The organism is Bosea sp. BIWAKO-01 (genome assembly GCF_001748145.1).
Lineage (GTDB): Bacteria > Pseudomonadota > Alphaproteobacteria > Rhizobiales > Beijerinckiaceae > Allobosea.
This window is the reverse complement of record NZ_BCQA01000001.1, coordinates 6,268,613-6,286,915: the sequence shown is the minus strand read 5'-3', so window position 1 is coordinate 6,286,915 and position 18,303 is coordinate 6,268,613. Positions and strand designations below refer to the sequence as shown.

15 protein-coding genes and 1 pseudogene are annotated in these 18,303 nt (G+C 60.6%); 6 read left to right on the top strand and 10 right to left on the bottom strand.

What is annotated here, in order from left to right; all coding sequences use genetic code 11:
- Positions 1-250 precede the first annotated feature (250 nt).
- Positions 251-2,581 (top strand): Tex family protein, encoded by a 2,331-nt coding sequence (locus tag BIWAKO_RS29255; protein ID WP_069881633.1) that lies wholly within the window; start codon positions 251-253, stop codon positions 2,579-2,581.
- Between the two features lie 157 nt (positions 2,582-2,738).
- Here the strand turns inward: BIWAKO_RS29255 and BIWAKO_RS29250 are convergent, their stop codons facing one another.
- Positions 2,739-3,449, bottom strand: coding sequence for a hypothetical protein (locus BIWAKO_RS29250; protein WP_141740282.1), 711 nt, complete (start codon positions 3,447-3,449; stop codon positions 2,739-2,741).
- Positions 3,450-3,879: 430 nt separating this feature from the next.
- Here BIWAKO_RS29250 and BIWAKO_RS29245 point away from each other — a divergent pair, with 430 nt between their 5' ends.
- The 3 genes from BIWAKO_RS29245 to BIWAKO_RS29235 all read left to right on the top strand — a co-directional run bounded on the left by BIWAKO_RS29245 (position 3,880) and on the right by BIWAKO_RS29235 (position 7,017).
- A complete protein-coding gene (locus tag BIWAKO_RS29245) occupies positions 3,880-4,557 on the top strand; it encodes an AprI/Inh family metalloprotease inhibitor (protein ID WP_069881631.1) in 678 nt (225 codons plus the stop codon).
- Between the two features lie 349 nt (positions 4,558-4,906).
- The gene (locus tag BIWAKO_RS29240; protein WP_069881630.1) at positions 4,907-5,155 is read left to right on the top strand and encodes a hypothetical protein; all 249 of its coding nucleotides are present in this window, start codon (positions 4,907-4,909) and stop codon (positions 5,153-5,155) included.
- Positions 5,156-5,361: 206 nt separating this feature from the next.
- Positions 5,362-7,017 (top strand): MFS transporter, encoded by a 1,656-nt coding sequence (locus BIWAKO_RS29235; RefSeq protein ID WP_069881629.1) that lies wholly within the window; start codon positions 5,362-5,364, stop codon positions 7,015-7,017.
- A 42-nt stretch (positions 7,018-7,059) separates the two neighbouring features.
- Here the strand turns inward: BIWAKO_RS29235 and BIWAKO_RS36155 are convergent, their stop codons facing one another.
- The gene (locus BIWAKO_RS36155; protein WP_176733433.1) at positions 7,060-7,212 is read right to left on the bottom strand and encodes a hypothetical protein; all 153 of its coding nucleotides are present in this window, start codon (positions 7,210-7,212) and stop codon (positions 7,060-7,062) included.
- 111 nt (positions 7,213-7,323) lie between these two features.
- Between BIWAKO_RS36155 and BIWAKO_RS29230 the strand changes: the two genes are divergently transcribed.
- Positions 7,324-8,310, top strand: coding sequence for a 3'-5' exonuclease (locus BIWAKO_RS29230; protein WP_371332227.1), 987 nt, complete (start codon positions 7,324-7,326; stop codon positions 8,308-8,310).
- Between the two features lie 262 nt (positions 8,311-8,572).
- On the opposite strand, the pseudogene BIWAKO_RS36890 reads toward BIWAKO_RS29230, so the two are convergent.
- The 8 genes and pseudogenes from BIWAKO_RS36890 to BIWAKO_RS29195 form a co-directional block, all read right to left on the bottom strand.
- Positions 8,573-8,704, bottom strand: a pseudogene (locus BIWAKO_RS36890) (NAD(P)H:quinone oxidoreductase); the annotation flags it as partial.
- A 983-nt stretch (positions 8,705-9,687) separates the two neighbouring features.
- Positions 9,688-10,218 (bottom strand): cucumopine synthase-related protein, encoded by a 531-nt coding sequence (locus BIWAKO_RS29225; RefSeq protein WP_069881627.1) that lies wholly within the window; start codon positions 10,216-10,218, stop codon positions 9,688-9,690.
- Position 10,219: 1 nt separating this feature from the next.
- Positions 10,220-10,642 carry a hypothetical protein gene (locus BIWAKO_RS29220; protein WP_069881626.1) on the bottom strand — a complete coding sequence of 141 codons (423 nt, stop codon included), beginning with the start codon at positions 10,640-10,642 and terminating at the stop codon, positions 10,220-10,222.
- 39 nt (positions 10,643-10,681) lie between these two features.
- Positions 10,682-11,461, bottom strand: coding sequence for an ABC transporter permease (locus tag BIWAKO_RS29215; RefSeq protein ID WP_069881625.1), 780 nt, complete (start codon positions 11,459-11,461; stop codon positions 10,682-10,684).
- A 15-nt stretch (positions 11,462-11,476) separates the two neighbouring features.
- Complete coding sequence (locus tag BIWAKO_RS34535) at positions 11,477-12,316, bottom strand: ABC transporter permease (RefSeq protein ID WP_074471627.1); 840 nt, start codon at positions 12,314-12,316, stop codon at positions 11,477-11,479.
- Complete coding sequence (locus BIWAKO_RS29205) at positions 12,313-13,416, bottom strand: ABC transporter ATP-binding protein (RefSeq protein WP_084651985.1); 1,104 nt, start codon at positions 13,414-13,416, stop codon at positions 12,313-12,315. The genes BIWAKO_RS34535 and BIWAKO_RS29205 overlap by 4 nt, the downstream gene beginning before the upstream one ends.
- A 36-nt stretch (positions 13,417-13,452) precedes the next feature.
- On the bottom strand, positions 13,453-14,577 hold the full coding sequence (locus tag BIWAKO_RS29200; protein WP_084651983.1) for an ABC transporter substrate-binding protein: 1,125 nt from the start codon (positions 14,575-14,577) through the stop codon (positions 13,453-13,455).
- A gap of 496 nt (positions 14,578-15,073) precedes the next feature.
- Positions 15,074-15,988, bottom strand: a complete 915-nt coding sequence (locus BIWAKO_RS29195; RefSeq protein ID WP_069881622.1) for a LysR family transcriptional regulator — start codon at positions 15,986-15,988, stop codon at positions 15,074-15,076.
- Between the two features lie 324 nt (positions 15,989-16,312).
- Here BIWAKO_RS29195 and BIWAKO_RS29190 point away from each other — a divergent pair, with 324 nt between their 5' ends.
- Positions 16,313-17,743: an IS1182 family transposase gene (locus tag BIWAKO_RS29190; protein ID WP_069879486.1), complete on the top strand. Its 1,431-nt coding sequence runs from the start codon at positions 16,313-16,315 to the stop codon at positions 17,741-17,743.
- Positions 17,744-18,303: the final 560 nt, after the last annotated feature.

Below are 18,303 nucleotides of genomic sequence, written 5' to 3'. Positions count from 1 at the left end.
GCGCCGGCTGGCCTTCGGCGGAGCTTGCCGGTTTCCGGTGTGACCGTCGTTGCGGGGTGGAGGCGGTCGAGAGCGGTGCTATGAATGAGGCACGCCCGGTGCGGATGCAATAAAGCCGCATTGCCGAGAGCATGCTGCGAAAAAGTGGCAACGGTTTTTCGCACTCAGCATGCTCTAAACTACAAAATTCGATCACCTGAATAGCCGCCGACCATCATCTCTGTTCCAGCAACGGTTCCAGTGTTTTTGAATGTCTGACAACGCCGCCATCGCCTCCCGCATTGCCACCGAGATCGGCGCGCGCCTGCCGCAGGCCGCCGCCGCCATTGCATTGATCGACGAGGGGGCGACGATTCCCTTCATCGCGCGCTATCGCAAGGAGGCCACCGGGGGACTGGACGACACGCAGCTGCGCCAGCTCGGAGAACGGCTGATCTATCTGCGCGAGCTGGAAGGCCGGCGCGGCGCCATTCTCGGGGCCATTCGCCAGCAGGAGAAGCTGACGCCTGATCTCGAGGCCTCGATCGCTGCCGCCACGACCAAGGCAGAGCTGGAGGACATTTATCTTCCCTTCAAGCCCAAGCGCCGCAACAAGGCGGAGATTGCGCGTGAGCGCGGCCTCGGGCCACTCGCCGAGGCGATCCTTGCCAATCGCCGTGCGGTGCCGACCGAGCTGGCGGGGGCCTATCTCACCGACGACGTGCCTGACACCAAGAGCGCGCTGGACGGTGCCCGGGACATTCTCTCGGAGCAGTTCGCCCAGAATGCTGAGCTGCTCGGTCGTTTGCGCGGCTATCTCCACCAAAAGGCCGAGTTGCGCGCGCGCGTGATCGGAGGGAAGGAGGAGGCGGGTGCCAAATTCTCTGACTATTTCGATCACGTCGAGCGCTGGGCCAATGTGCCGAGCCATCGTGCGTTGGCCATGCTGCGGGGGCGCAACGAGGACATCCTGACGCTCGACATCGAGGCCGACAGGGAGGATCCGCGCCCGGTCAAGCCGGTGACGCGCATGATCGCCGACACCTACGCGATCGGCGACAGGTTGCCGGGCGACGCCTGGCTGATGGAGGTCGTCGGCTGGACCTGGCGGGCGAAGCTGTCGCTTCACCTCTCGGTGGACCTGATGACCGATCTGCGGATGAAGGCGGAAGCCGAGGCGATCAATGTCTTCGCCCGCAACCTCAAGAACCTGCTTCTGGCCGCACCGGCCGGCTCAAAGACGACCATGGGGCTCGATCCGGGCATCCGGACTGGCGTGAAGGTGGCGGTGGTCGACGGCACCGGCAAGCTGCTTGCCACCACGACCGTCTATCCATTCCAGCCGAGGAACGATGTTCGCGGCACGCAGGCCGAGCTTGCGAGCCTCATCCGCAGGCATGGCGTGGAACTCGTCTCCATCGGCAACGGGACCGGCAGTCGCGAGACCGAGAAGCTGGTCGCGGAGCTGCTGGGCGATCTGCCGCCGCCCAAGCCGATCAAGGTGGTCGTATCGGAGGCCGGCGCCTCGGTCTATTCGGCCTCGGAACAGGCCGCCGCCGAGTTTCCCGGCCTCGACGTCACGCTGCGCGGCGCAGTTTCGATCGCAAGGCGCCTGCAGGACCCGCTGGCCGAACTCGTCAAGATCGATCCGAAATCCATCGGCGTCGGCCAGTATCAGCACGACGTCGATCAGTATCATCTCGCCCGCGCGCTCGACGCCATGGTCGAGGATGCCGTGAACGCAGTCGGGGTCGACCTCAACACCGCCTCGGCCTCGCTGCTGGCGCGGGTATCGGGGCTCGGCGCTGCGCTTGCCGAAGCCATCGTCGCGCATCGCGATGCCAACGGACCGTTCGGCACCCGCCGCCAGTTGCTCTCCGTTGCCAGGCTCGGACCTCGGACCTTCGAGCAATGCGCCGGGTTCCTGCGCATCCGGGATGGCTCGGAGCCGCTCGACGCCTCATCGGTGCATCCGGAAGCCTATGGCGTCGCCCGCAAGATCGTCGCCGCTTGCGGGCGCGACCTGCGCTCCCTGATGGGTGACAGCGCTGTGCTGTCCAGGCTCGATCCTCGCAGCTTCGTCGACGATCGCTTCGGACTGCCGACTGTCCGCGACATCATCGCCGAACTCGACAAGCCGGGCCGCGACCCACGTCCTGCCTTCAAGACCGCGGCCTTCGCTGATGGCATCGACGACATGAAGGACCTCGAAATCGGGATGACGCTGGAGGGCACGGTGACGAATGTTGCCGCCTTCGGCGCCTTCGTCGACATCGGCGTCCACCAGGATGGGCTCGTCCATGTCTCGCAGCTTGCCGAGCGCTTCGTGAAGGACGCGCATGAGGTGGTGAAGGTCGGCGACGTCGTGAAGGTGCGTGTCCTGGAGGTCGACATCAAGCGCAAGCGCATCTCGCTCTCCATGCGCAGCGACGTTGGCGCCGACGGTTCGAAGGGGCCGCGTGAGAACGCGCACCAGGATGCGCGCGGCGGCCAGGGTACTCGCGACGGCAACTCCGGCCGGGGAGGGCCGGCGCGGACACCACAGAAGGAAAGCCAGGGTTCTCTGGGTGCCGCCCTCATGGACGCGTTCAAGCGTCGATAGCGAGGCAGGCCGTCATGCAGCCCGGGCGTGCGCAATCGCGCTCGTCCGGCGCCACAGGCACCTGTCGGTCATCTCGGCCTATGCTGCGTTTCGGGGGCATCGCTGATTTGCGCGAAGTGGCCTCTGGCCGCGCAGGTCGCGCGTTTCCGTGTTGGCACTACCGTGCAGCGTTGGGGCCCGCGACTTCGGTTGCCACTGAATCGAGTTCGCTGATGCTACCCTCGGCATCATAAAGGATCGCGCAACTTACGTTTGGCCTCTCGCTGGCAAGATCAAGCGTTACGCGATACTTGGGGAACGATAATTTTAACCCGCCGATGATCCCGCGCTGGAAATCCTGAGTATTATTCTTGGTTTCCATTTCAACAAAAATCGAATCAACCTCTTTCGATAGCGTGTCCGGATCTAAATGCAGCTTTGATTTATGTAGATAATTGGCAGCGGCGACCGAGAAACACGCTGTGCCAAGGTAGGAAAGCGGTGTGATCTGAAACTGGTCGGCCCTGTTCATTTTGGCCGGATCGGTTTCCTTCAGGATAAAATTCGCCGAGAGCGATCCATCGGGCCCATGGGTGATCGCTATATTGAAAGGGGCTTCGATCGAGCCAAACGCGTAGCAGCCACTTTCCAGGCACGTGTATTCGGCCGTCGGATCGGTCGGGAAAAACTGCGAGACGCCGTTCGCCGCGTACTCATCGGGATGGAGCTTCCATTCAGGCCGGAACGCGGTGACCCGCAGGATGGCGATCAAGCTCTTCATTTGACCGGCTAGAGACGGTTCCTGCCCCTGGGATGCGGCCGGAAATGAGATGGCGGCCACGACAGCGACTGCAAGGCCGGTCAGGGACCCTGAGAAACTGCGCGACATTCTTGCCCTCGCGACCTGCTTCGCCATGGATCGAACTGTAGCGACAAGGGCACTCTCTTGCGAGCCGGTCAGAGCAGCAACCGCCCGATCGGCCTGTCTGATCCTGGGATCCGGCCTTGGACACGGAATTGAATGCGGCCACCGACGCCTTGCGCTTCGCACGCTCGGCCGGTCGCTTCATGCCGTGACGATGGCTTCTCAAGGGACCGATTTTTGCCGGTTGGGACGAATTGGATGTCTTTCCTCGGCCCCGTTTGGCCGGCGGATCAGATCGGTATCGACGGCAAGGCAGAGCCGCTTGTGCTGCCTGTTGCCTGAGCGGCGGCTCTGAAACGAAAGTGTTCAGCGGTTCGCTGATATCGTCAGCTGTGGTCTGGGCGCCTGGGCGGCGCGCCGGGATGCATGGTCGCTTCAAGCGCGGAGGTATTCGATGAAGCTGCGACGCATCATGATTGCTGCATCCTCAGTCTTTCTGACGGCCTGCAATTCGACTGGCTACCGGACCGGCCCGTGGGGGACGCGCAGCGTCTATGGCCCAGCACCTGGTTACGCTGCGCCTTGGGATGCGCCGCCCTATAACGGTGTCGAGACGGAACCCTATTTCGATGACGGCGGCATGGATTCCTTCCAGACCGATGTCGCACCTCCCGCCGGACGCGTCGTGGTTGGACCACCGCCAGACCCTGTTGCCTCGGGGCCTGATTCCGCTCCGGAGCCTTATGAGGACGGCGAGCTTCCCCGGGAGGGAGAGGTGATCGAAGAGCGACCGCAGCCTGCTCGAAGGCTTGCGACAAACCAGCCCTCTGCCTCGCAGGCGATTCCACCCGCATCCAGCCCATCAGCCTACGCCGGGGCCTGGCGAGCTGTGGATGCCAGCGGAAAGGTCTGCAGGATCCAGCTCTCCACCACGTCCTCGATCGACCTCTACAAGGCCTCCGTGAGTGGTTGTGCCGGATCTCCGCTGCAATCCGTCAACCTCTGGAGCTTCTCAGGAGGCAATGTCACGCTGTACTCGCGTGAACGGGTCGTTGCCCGCCTTTCTGGTCAGGAGGCGAGCCTCTCGGGCTCGGTTGAAGAGGGTGGTGGCTCGCTTCGCATGACGCGGTGAGGAGGCGATCGATTTTGCATCGCGCCGCCGGAAACCAGCGCAATCCACGGCAAGCGGCGAACTCTCTCGCTAGAACATCGGCCCGAAAAGCGGATTGCGGTTTTCGGGGCAAAGCGATGCAATCACAGATGGTTAGATCATCGGGGCGGATACGATACCCGGTCCGATTCACCCGCAGCGAGAGGATGTCGATCGCCGATCCATGCTCACGCGCGGGAACTCTTTGCCCGATTGAGCGTTTGGTCGCCGCCCAGGCTGGTTGCGCCTTGCAGTTCGTCCGCGTCGGAATCGATCTGCTCGTGCGCCCCCGACCGTAAGGGCGTCATCTTGGAGCGATCGAGACCTGCCGATGTCGACTGTTAATTTCCGCTTCCCCGGGGTGCTCAATTCGAAGGAGCTGCTGGTTGCCGAGTCGATCCAGGCGCGTGCCTGGGATGCCGTCAGCCGCGACAACCGCCTCATCGGCGACGAGGCAGATGCTGCGAAAGCAAGACTTGGTGGCATCATCGTTCGCCTGATGAGCGATGGCTCCAAATCCATCAACACCCTTGCCGCTGAGGCGGTTCAGACCTTCCGGGAAAGTGTCGCCGGCCGATGAGGCCCCGGCGCAACGGGGGCAACGATGGGCCAGCGTCGGTTTCCGGCGCCTTGCGACTGCCGGGACCGTGACGCCGCACAGCCGACCTCCATCGCTGAACGATGGTGCAACCTGCGTTCTTGGCGCTTTCCAAACAGGAATCGTGACGTAAGATTCGGGCCTTACGCTCGGAATCAACGCCGGCGCCCCAGAAGCAGACGTCGGGAATGAGCCGGGTCATGGATGTGAAGAAGCCTGCGGCAGGCACGGGGCCGTTTGCGCCTCTCAACAACCTGACGTTCCGGGCCATCTGGCTGGCCGGGCTGATCTCGGGGTTGGGATGGCTGATCCAGACCATCGCCATGAGCTGGCTGATGGCGACCATCACGCCCTCCAGCGTCATGGTGGCCTTGGTTCAGGCCGCGACGAACCTGCCCGCTTTCATTCTGTCGATTTTCGCCGGGGCCATCGTCGACAATTTCAATCGGCGCAAGGTGATGCTGATGGCGCGGTCCCTGATGGCCGTGACCGCTGCCGCGCTGACGATCCTCGTCGCGCTCGGCATGATCAACCCCTGGATCATCCTGTTCTTCAGCTTCCTCGCGGGCTGCGGCATCGCCTTCAACGACCCGGCCTGGCAAGCATCCGTGGGCGATATCGTCGATCGAAAGGATCTCGCCGCGGCCGTGACGCTGACATCCGTCGGGTTCAACACCGTGCGCAGCGTGGGGCCAGCGCTCGGGGGCATCATTCTCGCGACTTTTGGCCCCCTGACGGCGTTTTGCCTGTACACGCTGGGCCATCTCGCGCCGCTGATCGTGGTCTGGCGCTCCAGGTGGAAAGTTCCCGCCTCGAGGCTGCCACCCGAAGCGATGCTGACGGCGATCTCCGACGGAATTCGCTTCACGTCGCTGTCTTCGGAGATCAAGACGGCGATGGCACGCGGCTTCCTGTTCGGGCTCGCGGGCATCGCCATCCTCGCACTCCTCCCGCTGGTGGTCCGTGATCAGCTCAAGCAGGGAGCCGTTGCCTATGGCACCCTCATGGCCGGCTTCGGCGCGGGAGCGTTGCTGGCGGGCCTGACCTCGACGGCGCTCAGGCGAAAATTGTCGGACGAACAGCTGCTGAAGCTCGCTTGCCTCGCCTGCGCGACATGCACGATCAGTCTTTCGCTGACGAAAACCCCGGCTGTCGCGGCGGTTGCGCTCATGCTCGGCGGCGCCGGATGGGTCCTGGGATGGTCGGGCCTGAGCATCAGCGTGCAATGGGCGAGCCCCCGTTGGGTCGTCGGCCGGACGATTTCGCTGTATTACGCGCTCACCTCATTCGGGCTCGCCGCCGGGAGCTGGCTGTGGGGGATGGTCACCGAGAGCTATTCCCTGAGTTTTGCCCTGCAGGCGTCGAGCGCAGCCTCTCTTGGCGTCGCCGTTCTCGGGTTGCTCCTGCCCATCCATCAGCGCAAGGATTCCGATGTTTCGACGCACGAGACCTTCGAGGCGCCCGCCATCAACCTCGATCTGAAGCCACGCAGCGGTCCGATTGCCGTCAAGATCGAGTATCAGATCGCCGCCGACCAGATTGAGAACTTTCTTGCCTTGATGCTGCAGCGCCGGCGTGCCCAAGGGCGCAACGGCGCCCGCAGATGGATTCTGACGCGCAATCTGCGCAATACCGCAGTCTGGACCGAGTCCTTCCACACGCCCACCTGGCACGATTATCTGCGTTTCAATTACCGCCAGACTGCAGCCGACAGAGCGCTGAATGCCAGCCTCGTCGATCTGCATATGGGGCAGGAGGCGCCGGACGTGACCCTCGCGATCGAACGGCCGACCGCCACGCCTCGCAAGGCCGCTGTCTTCCGGCCCGACACCCCCCACAGCTGAAGGTCGCCATTCCTTGAAACCCACCGATCACTCGGGTGGCGCTCAGTTCTTCACGATCTCAAGCGGTTGCCAGGAGCCGTCGATGATCGCCGGCTTTCCCCGATAGGCACGGGCACGGAGCGGGAAGGGCCGCTGGGCGCCGGCAAGCCGTTGCTCTCCTTGTCCGTGCCGGACGAAGGTCAAAGCGGTGGACATTGAACCGGGTCTTGCGAGGCCCGATGGCTCGCTGTCACCAGGTTTTGTATCCTGGTGAACGACTGGTGGGCAGTCGGCGGCGAAGAAGACGGCTAGAGTCGCGGCATGAAGATGGCATCCTCCCAATTTGATCTGTTCGACAACGCGCCGGGATACCGGCAGACGCCACGACCGGTGCCGAGAAAGCGCAAGCCGGATACCGTGCCGCTGTCGCCCGGCGGCGATGACGAAGCGGCTGCCCAAAGGCTGGAGCAGACCGGCCGTTTCAAGGTGCTGCGCAAGCTCGTGCCTCGCCCTATCGTCCCGCGCGCGCAGAGCGCCTTCCCGCACCTCGCGCTGCTGGTCGATACGGAGACGACGGGCCTGCAGCATGCCCGGGACGAGATCATCGAAATTGGCGCCGTTGCTTTCACCTATGACGATGAGGGCGCGGTCGGGGATGTTGTCGGCATCTATAGCGGCTTGCGCCAGCCATCGGTGCCCATCCCCGCGGAGATCACGCGGCTGACGGGCATCACCGACGAGATGGTCGCCGGTCACGACATCGATATCGCGGCGCTCGATGCATTCATCGAACCTGCCGATCTCGTCATCGCCCATAATGCCGGGTTCGATCGCCCGTTCTGCGAGCGGCTGTCGCCAGCCTTCGCGTCAAAAGCCTGGGCCTGCTCCGTCACGGAAATTCGCTGGGCGGACCTGGGCTTTGAAGGCAACAAGCTCGGATATCTCGTCGGTCAGTCCGGGCTGTTCCACGAGGGCCACCGCGCAACGGATGACTGCAATGCCCTCCTGGAGGTCCTGGCGAGACCGGTGGGAGCCAGCGGAACGCGACCGTTCTCCGAGCTGTTGCGATCGAGCGCGCGCAGCAGAATCCGCATCTACGCGGAAAATGCACCCTTCGACATGAAGGATCACCTCAAGGGGCGCGGCTATCGATGGTCGGATGGGAGTGACGGAAGGCCCCGGGCCTGGTGGATCGAAATCGACGAAGAGCTCCATGACGAGGAGCTCCGCTATCTCCGCACCGACATCTATGGCTGGGCAGACGCCGAGCCGCTGACCCTGCGGCTGACGGCGCATGATCGATTTCGTGCGTGACCGGCGACTATCGAACCGCTCGCCACTGCCGACGTGCCAGCGATTTCGGCCCGCCAGGGCGTTTGGCCGCCTGAGGACGGCCTCGCGCGCGGAGCGGATGTACCCCTTGCCCGGAACCGGGCATTCGCGGACGGGGCGGGCAGCGTCGGCTGGCGAACCGACTGCGACATTCGCGGCGAGCCACTGAACGGTCAAAAGTGGCCCTTCTCAGACGCCGGGAACGTCCGCTCCCGGGCATTCTGGTTCGGCTGGCGATGGGGTGCGCGCCTTGCCTCCGCAGGCCGCCGGCCTGGTCGAGAAAGGCTGCCATCTGCGAGGTCATCCGCCCGCAACGGGTCCGGGTCCCGACGATGATGGTGTCGTAATTCTCAACCTCGGCGACAGGCACCGCACGGCTTCCAGCTGCAGTTCTGTACCGGCCCGACCGTCTCCCGCTTCGGCGCCGGCAAGGCCCGCCGAACCTCGAAGCCACCGAGGTCTCGGGCTTCGGCTCGGGCTCTCTAGTCGATGTCAAAGCGTGTTCAGCCCTAAGGTCCGGTTCCGGGCGACAGGCTAATGTCCGCAACTGGCGCTATGCCACCTCGAGGCTTCCACCCGCGACTAAGCATTGGATTGGATGGAAAACTGACATTCGCCCAACCTCTTCGGCAGATCGCATTGGTGCCAGGGGCGGACACTGGGCCATCGCCCCGGAACTGGGCATTCACACGCTCTTGAGCGGCGTCGGCTTTCGTTCAGCGAGAAAGCCGACGCCTTCCCCCCAAGGGAAACTAAGGCTCAACACGGCGATTTATCTAGGGGGATTCGTTCCGATGTCTCAAATCACGACTTGCCGCGTTAGCAGGAATGGACATTGCGCGATGTGGCTGGGGCGCTTTGTGGCCACCCTTTGAACGTCAGCGAAGTCCCTAACGCAGCCAAGCGAATGGCCAAGCTTAACGGCGGGCAGGTCATCCTAAGCGAAGAGGCAGAGCCTCACCTTGCCGCCTTGCCAATTCGAGGCCTTCGGCCGAATTCGACTAGCTTGAACTGTTCTGTCAATGCGCGTTCCGACCGAACTTGGCCCGATCTCTGGACGGGCATGCACGAGGGGAGGCTTCATTAAGCTATTGAATCAGATTGAGAATTAGAGCGTCATTCGAGATAATAGTGCGGACATAGGTCTTGCAAGAAGGTGCTGCCGACCAACAGGCGGCAGCACCTCTTTGAGACCGGTCATTATCCTTCCTTGCTTCGCGGATTGCTACTCACCGATCCGGAAAGCAATGAATTTGGCAACAGATTGCCGTCCCGCGAAATCCCTCCGCCGGTGCGTTCTGAATTCTGTTGCTGTCAGATTTCGCCGGTCTTAGCTCGGCGGCGACAACTCCGAAGGAGTTATACGATACCGGCCAGGCTCTTGATTTCCGCAGGCGAACGGTGCGGGAAGGCAACGCCAAGCTTCCATGGGAACATCAAATGGATCCACTGGTGAAGCTTGATGATGTACGTGTGCATTGATCCGGTGAGGTCGCGATACTCTTCCTTCGTGGTTACCAGGTCGAGCGCCTTATTGTAGCGATCGCCCAGTTCATGCATTCCGGTCAGGCCGAGGTCTTCCATGAATTCAAAGAGATGGAAGGTGCCGAACAGGAATTCCCTCGTGACGGTCACCATCTGATCGAGGCCGATGTTCTCGTGCAGCGAGCTTTTTTGAAAGCGGAAAATGATGTCCTGGCTGACGATCATGAGATACGCTTCCAAGTGAACAAGCACGCTGAAGACCTGCTTGCCCGAGCCGGCGCCGCTGTCTATCACGCCGGCGACGACCTTGCGCAGTTCCGGAGGCTCTTCAAGCCAGATCCGGTCGATATTGCTTTCAATGTCCTTGGCGACGTCGCGCCAATCCTTGACTTCTACATTTTTCATCTTACCACTCCTGAATGTTGACTTGGACGACGTGACGGACTGGGTTCGCCACGGTATCGGCCCAGACCTTGCTGCCAAGGTCACGAAGCGCGTCCAAATCCTCCTGAATGACTTCAGCGAACTGGTTGACGGTGGCGCTTTCGGTGATCTCGCCGTAGCAGAGGTTGATCTTCTGGCTGGGCTGGTAAAAGAACACCGATCCAAAGACACGGGGGACCATCACGCCAGGGCCATCGTAGCGAATTCGCGTAACCGCTCCCACCGTTTGACCTGACACGACGACGTGAGAGAAGATCGCTTGGGTCGGAACGGCCGCCTTGAGCACGCCGATCAGCCGCGCATTCCTTTCGAGCCAGCGAGCTCTTACCGTGAAATCGTATCGCGGCATGTAAAAACTGATTCCATTACCAGATGACATTGTCATTCCTTTGCTTCCTGGTGAGGGGCGGGGAGGGAAATCCGGCTAAATAGCCTTGAATTGCTTGACGCCCATGGCCCGGCTGACGAGCACGATAAAGGGGATCGCGATCAGGAACATGATGATGCCGTAAGCAGCGGCCAACGAGTCGTATTCGTTTGCCATGTAAGTAAACAGCTTCATGGCGAACATCTGGTTGTTTGACGTTCCAAGGAACGTGCTGATCGAGGCATCGTTGAAGACGGCGACGATCGCCATGACTGCGGCGATGACCGCGCCTCGACTGACCGCTCGCATGGTTGTTTCCATGAAGGCGCGAGTTCGCGACATGCCGAAAACGCGAGCGGCGTTCTCCACATCAGTATTGGCGTGCTGAAGAGAGCCGACAAAAGCCCGGTACATCAGAGGAAAGGCCACCGAAAGATAGGCGATGAAGAGGATCGTGATCGACCCAAGCAAATTGAACGATGCCGCCATGATCAGCATGGCGAACGCCATCACGCTGTGAGGAATAAAGATCGGCAAGACGGCAAGGAAATTGAGCGGTTTAAGCCATCCGGAACGACCCCGCGTGACGGCGACCGCCAGCAACATCGCCAGGACACCCGACACGATCATGACAGCCAGGCTGACGAAGGCGGATCTGCCAGCGGCCACAAGGTAATCTGAGCGAGACAAGGCCTCCTTAAACCATTCCAGACTGAACCCGGTCACGGGGTACGGTACGACGTTCTCATTGACCGATGCCACCGCCAGAAAGATGACTGGCAAGCAAATGATGAAGAGAACGAAGTATGTGAGCGTGCGACTTGCGATCATGCCCATGGCGAAATCCCTCCTTCAGACAACCTTGCGACGTGCCAGCCAATATTGAATGGTGAGGATGATGCCGCCGCTGATCATCAACAAGATAACCGACAGGCTGGCAGCAAGTGGCCAGTTGGCGCCAGAAAGACCCGATGATGATTGGTAGATCTGCGTCGAAATCATGTTGATGCGCCCTCGTCCAAGTAGCATCGGAACTTCGAAGGCAGCGATGCTTGGAGGCAAGGTGAAGACGATGCAGGTCAAGATGCCTGGCATCGATAGTGGCAGGTGGACGTGGTAAAGCCTCTGCCATCGGTTGGCGCCGAAGCAAGCTGCGGCATCTCTGTAGTAGTGCGGTATTTGCTCGAATTGAGAAAGCAGGACGAGGATGGTGATCGGGAGTGCCGTATAGACAAGGCCGATCACGATCGCCAATTCGGTTCCCATGAATATAATGGGGCTTGTAATCAGTCCGGCGCCTTTCATCATTTCGTTCAGCGGCCCGGCCGGCGCGAGGATGATCGACAGTGCAAATATCTTCACGATGAAGCTGACCATGTACACGGCCAGGATCACCGAAACGATCGTGTCCTTCTTCTTCTCGTTTCGGGAGATGTGAAACGCGACGAGATATCCGATGACGATGCAGACGATCGTTGACGTAATTCCGAGATAAATGCTCCGAACTACGGATCGATAAGCGAAAGGCGTTGTAAACACGGACCAGTAATTGCTTGACGTCAATGGAAATTGATAGAGAGATCGCGGATCTGAAGACGAAAAACTGACGAAGACAACCCAGATCACACTGGCGCAGAATAAAGCGATCAGCGGAAGCGCCGGAAGCGCGAGAAGACCGACCCTACTCTTCATCGGCCGCCCCCCTTTGCATCACTGCGGACGATCCGCAGGTCACGGTAATTGACGAAGAGGTCCACCCGATCCCCAATTCCATGATCGAACCCATCGCGTGCACGGATCGTGCAGAACGTATCCAGTCCGAATTCCGGAATGACCAAGGTTAATCTGTATTGATCACCCCGATAGATGATCGAAACGATCTCTGCCGGAAGGTGGAGGCCTGGGCGAGTATCCGCTGTGCCGATCGAAACATCCTCTGGGCGGACGAGCACGCTGTCTCCGCCGGCGACGGTGTCGGAGCCGAGTGCCGCCCGAAGAGAGGACATAACGGCTTCCGAGAAACGTCTGGTCGGCCAGATGTTCGCCTCACCCAATGTCTTTGCCGTCACGGCGAAATCAGGATCGCGATAAAGACGGTTCGGATTGTCGATCTCCACGATCCGGCCGCCGTCCATGACGGCGATTCGGTTCGACATCGATAATGCCTCGGACCGATCGTGGGTCACGTAGAGGACCGACAGCTTAAGCTTGCGCTGAAGGTTCATCAGTTCGACGCACATGTTTTCCCGAAGCTGTGCGTCCAGATTGGATAAAGGCTCATCGAGAAGCATGACGTCCGGCTCGGTGACGATGGCGCGCGCAAGCCCGACCCTTTGTTGCTGGCCGCCGCTGAGTTCCTTTGGGTGCTTGTGCTTGAATTCTTGAAGTCCGATCAGGTCGAGTACTGCCTCGACCTTTGCTGCGCGTTCAGCGACGGGCATTGCCCGTTTCATTTTGAGGCCGAAGCCGATATTGTCGAATACGTCCATATGCGGAAAAAGCGCATAGTTCTGGAACACCATGGAGATGTTCCTTTTCTCTGGTCCGACGTTTGTGACGTCCTTGCCGTTCACGGAAATCGTTCCAGAGCTTGCGTTGAGAAGGCCGGCGAGCAGCTTCAGCGTGGTCGTTTTTCCGCAACCACTGCGGCCCAGGAGCGAAACGAATTCACCTTTGCCGATTTGCAGGTTCAGTTTATCAATGCTGCCGCGTCCGATCGCATCGTATTTGAACGATATATCCTTCAATTCTACCTGTAGATCAGACATGCGCTCCCCTTCGATCTCATGCATCCGCACGTGTGCGCGGATGCGTGACTACGAGTTTTATTAATTTTCGACTGCGGCCAGGAAAGCTTTCCCGAGTTCCGACGAGATCGGCGTGATCTTCTGCCACGGAAGCTGCATGATCTTGGCGACGTTTTCCTCGCCTTGCGTAATTTGCCCGTCAAAGCTGGGGCTCAATTGCGTAGAGGCGTTCACCGGCCCGTAATATCCGCACTCGGCGAAGGCTTTCTGGTTGCTCTTGTCCAGCATCGAATCGATGAGCTTGTGGGCCCAGTAGTTGTTCTTCGTCTTGGTAACGCCGGCCTCGGTGGTGAGGATGTACGAGCCTTCCTTTGGCGCGGCCCATTTGATGTTGAGCCTGTATCGCTTCGCCATGGCGATTGCCACGTTCTGAGGTCCAACAGTCAGAGAACTGCGCGGATCGTCGACAAATGAGGACTGCATGGCGCCGGCACTCGGCAGCACGGTTCCGAGCTTGGGCTTCAGCTTGGTGCGCATCAACTCGACGACTTTGTCATAGTCCGAGAGCTTGGTCGGCCAATCGCCGTTGACGGACTTGGCCATGATGGCTAGCCACGCAACGGTGTTCTGAGTGTCCGGCATCCGAACGTTCACGATGCTAGGTGTGGAATCCGCGGTAAGATCAAACCACGAGCCAGGCGGTGTCTTCCAGAGATCGCCGTTATAGATCAGTCCCGTCGGATTGTAGGTGAATACCACCGAGTAACGCTTGCCCTCATCTGTGCCGATATTCACCAACGACTTGTAAAGGTCGGGTAGATTAGTGAGTTTCGTCGGGTCGATATTGGTCAGGACGCCGAAATCATGCGCCGCTTTCATGTCCGACTGACCGGCAACGAAGACATCCAGATCGGGATTGTCGCCTTGGGCCTGCAGCTTGGCGAGCGGCGGCTGGGTTGTGACGAGATTGACCTTTATTCCCGTCGCTGATTCGAAGGTGGGGACGAGCGTCTTTCTGATACAGGCCTCGTAGACGCCGGAGAATGCGTTCACGGTGAGAGATTTCGGCTTTGCCGGCTCTTGTGCGGCTGCCAAAGAGATACCGGATGCCGAAACAGCAAGCGCGGAAGCCAGCATGGCCAAAGAGCGCCGCCTTTCGATTGTGCCTCCCAGTCCTGCTGTCCTGCCTGACGTTGGTTTGGTCATTTTCGTTCACCTCGGTTGTTATTATGAGCGCAGGCTACCGGCCGCTAATTGGCATGGCCAATTCAGTTTTCTTTGCAACCTATGCCCAGAGAGAATGTGTCGCCTCCGCGATAGGCGGAAAGCGGATGAGGCAAAAAATGGTAAGAAAGAGCGGAAAAATGGGCTCGTTGCGAGGAAGTCGCGTCGTTTGGACCGTTGCTCCACTCTACGTGCGGTGACTAAAGCTGCCTATTTGGTCGTCTTCGGCCTACCGAAGCGGCGAGCTGCACAAAAAAGGAATGCCTTGGCGTTTACGAATGAGTGTCGCGGCTCCAGATCGTTGGGGGCCATATCGCCGGTCGTGTCCCCGATGGTGGTGTAGCTTCTATTAGACACGACGCTTGCCGGCTGGGCCGGGACGGTCAGGCCGCCAGAGTTGGCATGCCGACGATGGGATCATCGCCCAATGGGGGGTGCTTTCCAGCGTAATGTAGGTCCGTCGCCACGCCGCGGATTGTCAGGGAATTTGCTGGGGGGAAGTCAATCGCTGTAGCCACGTTGATGCAACCGCTCTGATCGCTTCCAAAAATTCGGTGACGAGAAGTGAATTACGAAGCGTTGGACTTGAAATCACACGATAGTCCCAAGGGATCTCAGGTTGGAAAGGTTTCCAGACGATGGGCGAGTGTGCGTCGATCAATGCGAAAGGATGGACGACGGAAATTCCGACCCCTACTCCGACCAGTTCCACAAGCGTTGGTGTCGTCGTCACGATGGCGCGCGCATAAATTTTCACGCCGCACTCGCTGAGCACATGATCGACGCGAGATTGCATAGGGCTATCGCTCTCGAAACCAACGCAGTCGTAGTTTAGCAAGTCCAACGCGCCGACGTGAGACCTGCTGTTGAGGGGATGGGCAACGGGCATGATGCAGATCATCGGCGCGGTCGCGATGTTGACACCAGCACCAGAGATCAGGTCATGGACGATCGCGAGATCGAGGCGCCCTGAATTGACCCAGCTTCGGAGGATCACCGAATCCTTCACAACGATGTTGAGATCAAAGTCTCGCTGTTCGCGCTCGACATGGGCGAGAACGTCCGCGATGAATCTGGAGCCCAGAAGGGGCGGTACTCCGATCCGAACGGTTCGCCGCGATGTGCGGGACACCGACTCCATGATTCGATAAATGTTATTCGCCTGATCAAAGAGCGCGTGGACATCTTCATACATGATCATCGCAGTCGGCGTGGGCGATATGCCTCGCCCTTCGCGAACAAACAATTCGGTGCCGATAGAGGCTTCGAGAATTTGGATGTACTTGCTGACGGAGGGTTGCGACAGGTTGAGCAGTCGCCCGGCACCCGTCATGGAGCCGGTCTTCATGACCGCGTGGAAGACCTCTATCAGATATAGATTCCTGAACTTCATTCGGGCTCCCCAAACGTGCGTGTCAGGCGCTGTGACGACTCATTCTCGATAGCAGAGCAGGCGACCGGAACGCGCTAGAATGATGCTGGTAGCCGGATATTTCGTAGGTTGAAACGGCGGCGCTGGTTGCCGAGCAGTGCAGATGGGTCGGGAGCCGACGCCAGGCGAGCACCTTGGCAACGTCTGCTTCCGGGCAACCGTCCAATGTCCGTTCATGGCGCGGATCGGCAGAAACTGGGTGTGTCGCCGAACTACCGCTAACCACCGAGGCTGTGTGGAAACGGGCTGATCTGGTAGGCTTTCTGGAGCGATCCGAGGGCTTGCATGGCGCGCTACATCGAAGGCGAGACCCGGCTGCAGAGACTGCTCCTGCCCGACTGTCTTGAGGACTACGTCAGCGAAGATAATCCGGTCCGGGTGGTGGATGTCTTCATCGACGAACTCGATCTGGGAACGATGGGCTTTGCCGGCCCGGCCTCGACGGGGCGGCCTGGATACCACCCCGCTACCCTTCTCAAGCTGTACCTCTACGGCTACCTCAACCAGGTTCAGTCGAGCCGCCGGCTGGAGCGCGAGGCCGGCCGCAACGTCGAGGTGATGTGGCTGACGGGCAAGCTTGCGCCCGACTTCAAGACCATCGCCGACTTTCGCCGTGACAATGGGGCTGCGATCCGGGCTGCCTGCGCGCAGTTCGTCGTGCTGTGCCGCCAACTCGGCCTTCTGGCAGGCGGCACCGTGGCCGTGGACGGCAGCCGGTTCAAGGCCGTCAACACGCGCGACAAGAACTTCACGCCCGGCGCGATCCGTCGCCGGATGGAGCAGGTGGAGGCAAGCATCGCACGCTATCTGTCGCTGCTCGATACGGCCGACCGGCAGGAGGATGACGTCGCGCAGATGCGCAGCATCCGCCTCAAGGACCGGCTTGATCGCCTGCGTCAGCAGATGCGTGACCTCCAGGCGATGGACCACGTCGTCGCGGTGGCGCCAGACCGTCAGGTCTCGCTGACCGATCCCGACGCCCGCGCCATGGCCACCAACGGCAAGGGCACTGGCCTCGTCGGCTACAACGTTCAGGCGGCGGTCGACGCCAAACATCATCTGATCGTGGCTCATGAGGTCACCAACATCGGCCACGACCGCAGCCAGCTCGCCAGCATGGGGCGTCAGGCAAAGGATGCGACAGGAGCCGGTGCGCTGACTGTGCTGGCCGATCGCGGCTACTTCTCAGGCGAGGAGGTCCTGGCCTGCGACGAGATCGGCATCTCCGCCATCGTCCCCAAGCCCCTGACATCAGGGGCCAAAGCCGACGGGCGCTGGGGCAAGCAGGACTTCACCTACGATGCTCCGAGCGACACCTATCGCTGTCCCGCCGGCGAGACGCTCACATGGCGCTTCTCATCGGTCGAGAAGGATCTGACACTCCATACCTACTGGGCCGACGGCTGCGGAGCCTGCCTGGTCAAAGACCAATGCACCACCGGCAAGCAGCGCCGCATCAAGCGCTGGGAGCACGAGGTGGTGATCGAGGCCATGCAGCGCCGGCTCGATCGCATGCCCGACGCCATGCGGATCCGAAGGCGCACGGTCGAGCACGTCTTCGGCACGATCAAGGACTGGATGGGCCGAAGTCACTTCCTGACCCGCCACCTCCCCAATGTCGGAACCGAGATGAGCCTCCATGTGCTGGCCTACAATCTCAAGCGGGCCATCGCCATCCTCGGCGCGGCGACGTTGATGAAGGCCATGAGAGCCTGACCCTCAGACCCTGTCGCATCGTCAGAGCACGACCCTGAAAGACGTTTCCACACGGCCTCCACCCAAAGCCGTCGCACCTTGCGGAGGCTTACAGAGCGTTCTTGGGGTCGAATAGCATCCCAATCGCTAGAAGAAGCGCCGCGAGGCCGATCGGGTTTAAGATAAACAGGACCACAAGCGCCTGCACGATTGTGAATGCGAGTACCCCAAGGACGCCGCGCCAATCCAAAACTTGGGCTCCGCAATACGATAAAGGCTTATCCCGTTCGCTCAGGCGCATACCGGATATGGCTCGGGCAAGACGCGCCGAAGGATGGCAGATGGCCGCCCCGGAGGCGGGGAGAGCCGCCTCGGCTGCCGCTCTTTGGCGCTGACGAGAGCAGTTCTGCGCAGGCTCGGGCGTGAACCCGGAGGTCGGTGCCCGGAGATCCGCAGGCTCGTGGTTTAAGGCCGGCGAGCGGGCTGTGCTCTTTTCGCTTGGGGCGCGGTCAGAAGACATTCCACTTGACGCTGAATCCGGGCAGCGACAGTGTTACTGCATGCTCTGGAACCGGAATCTT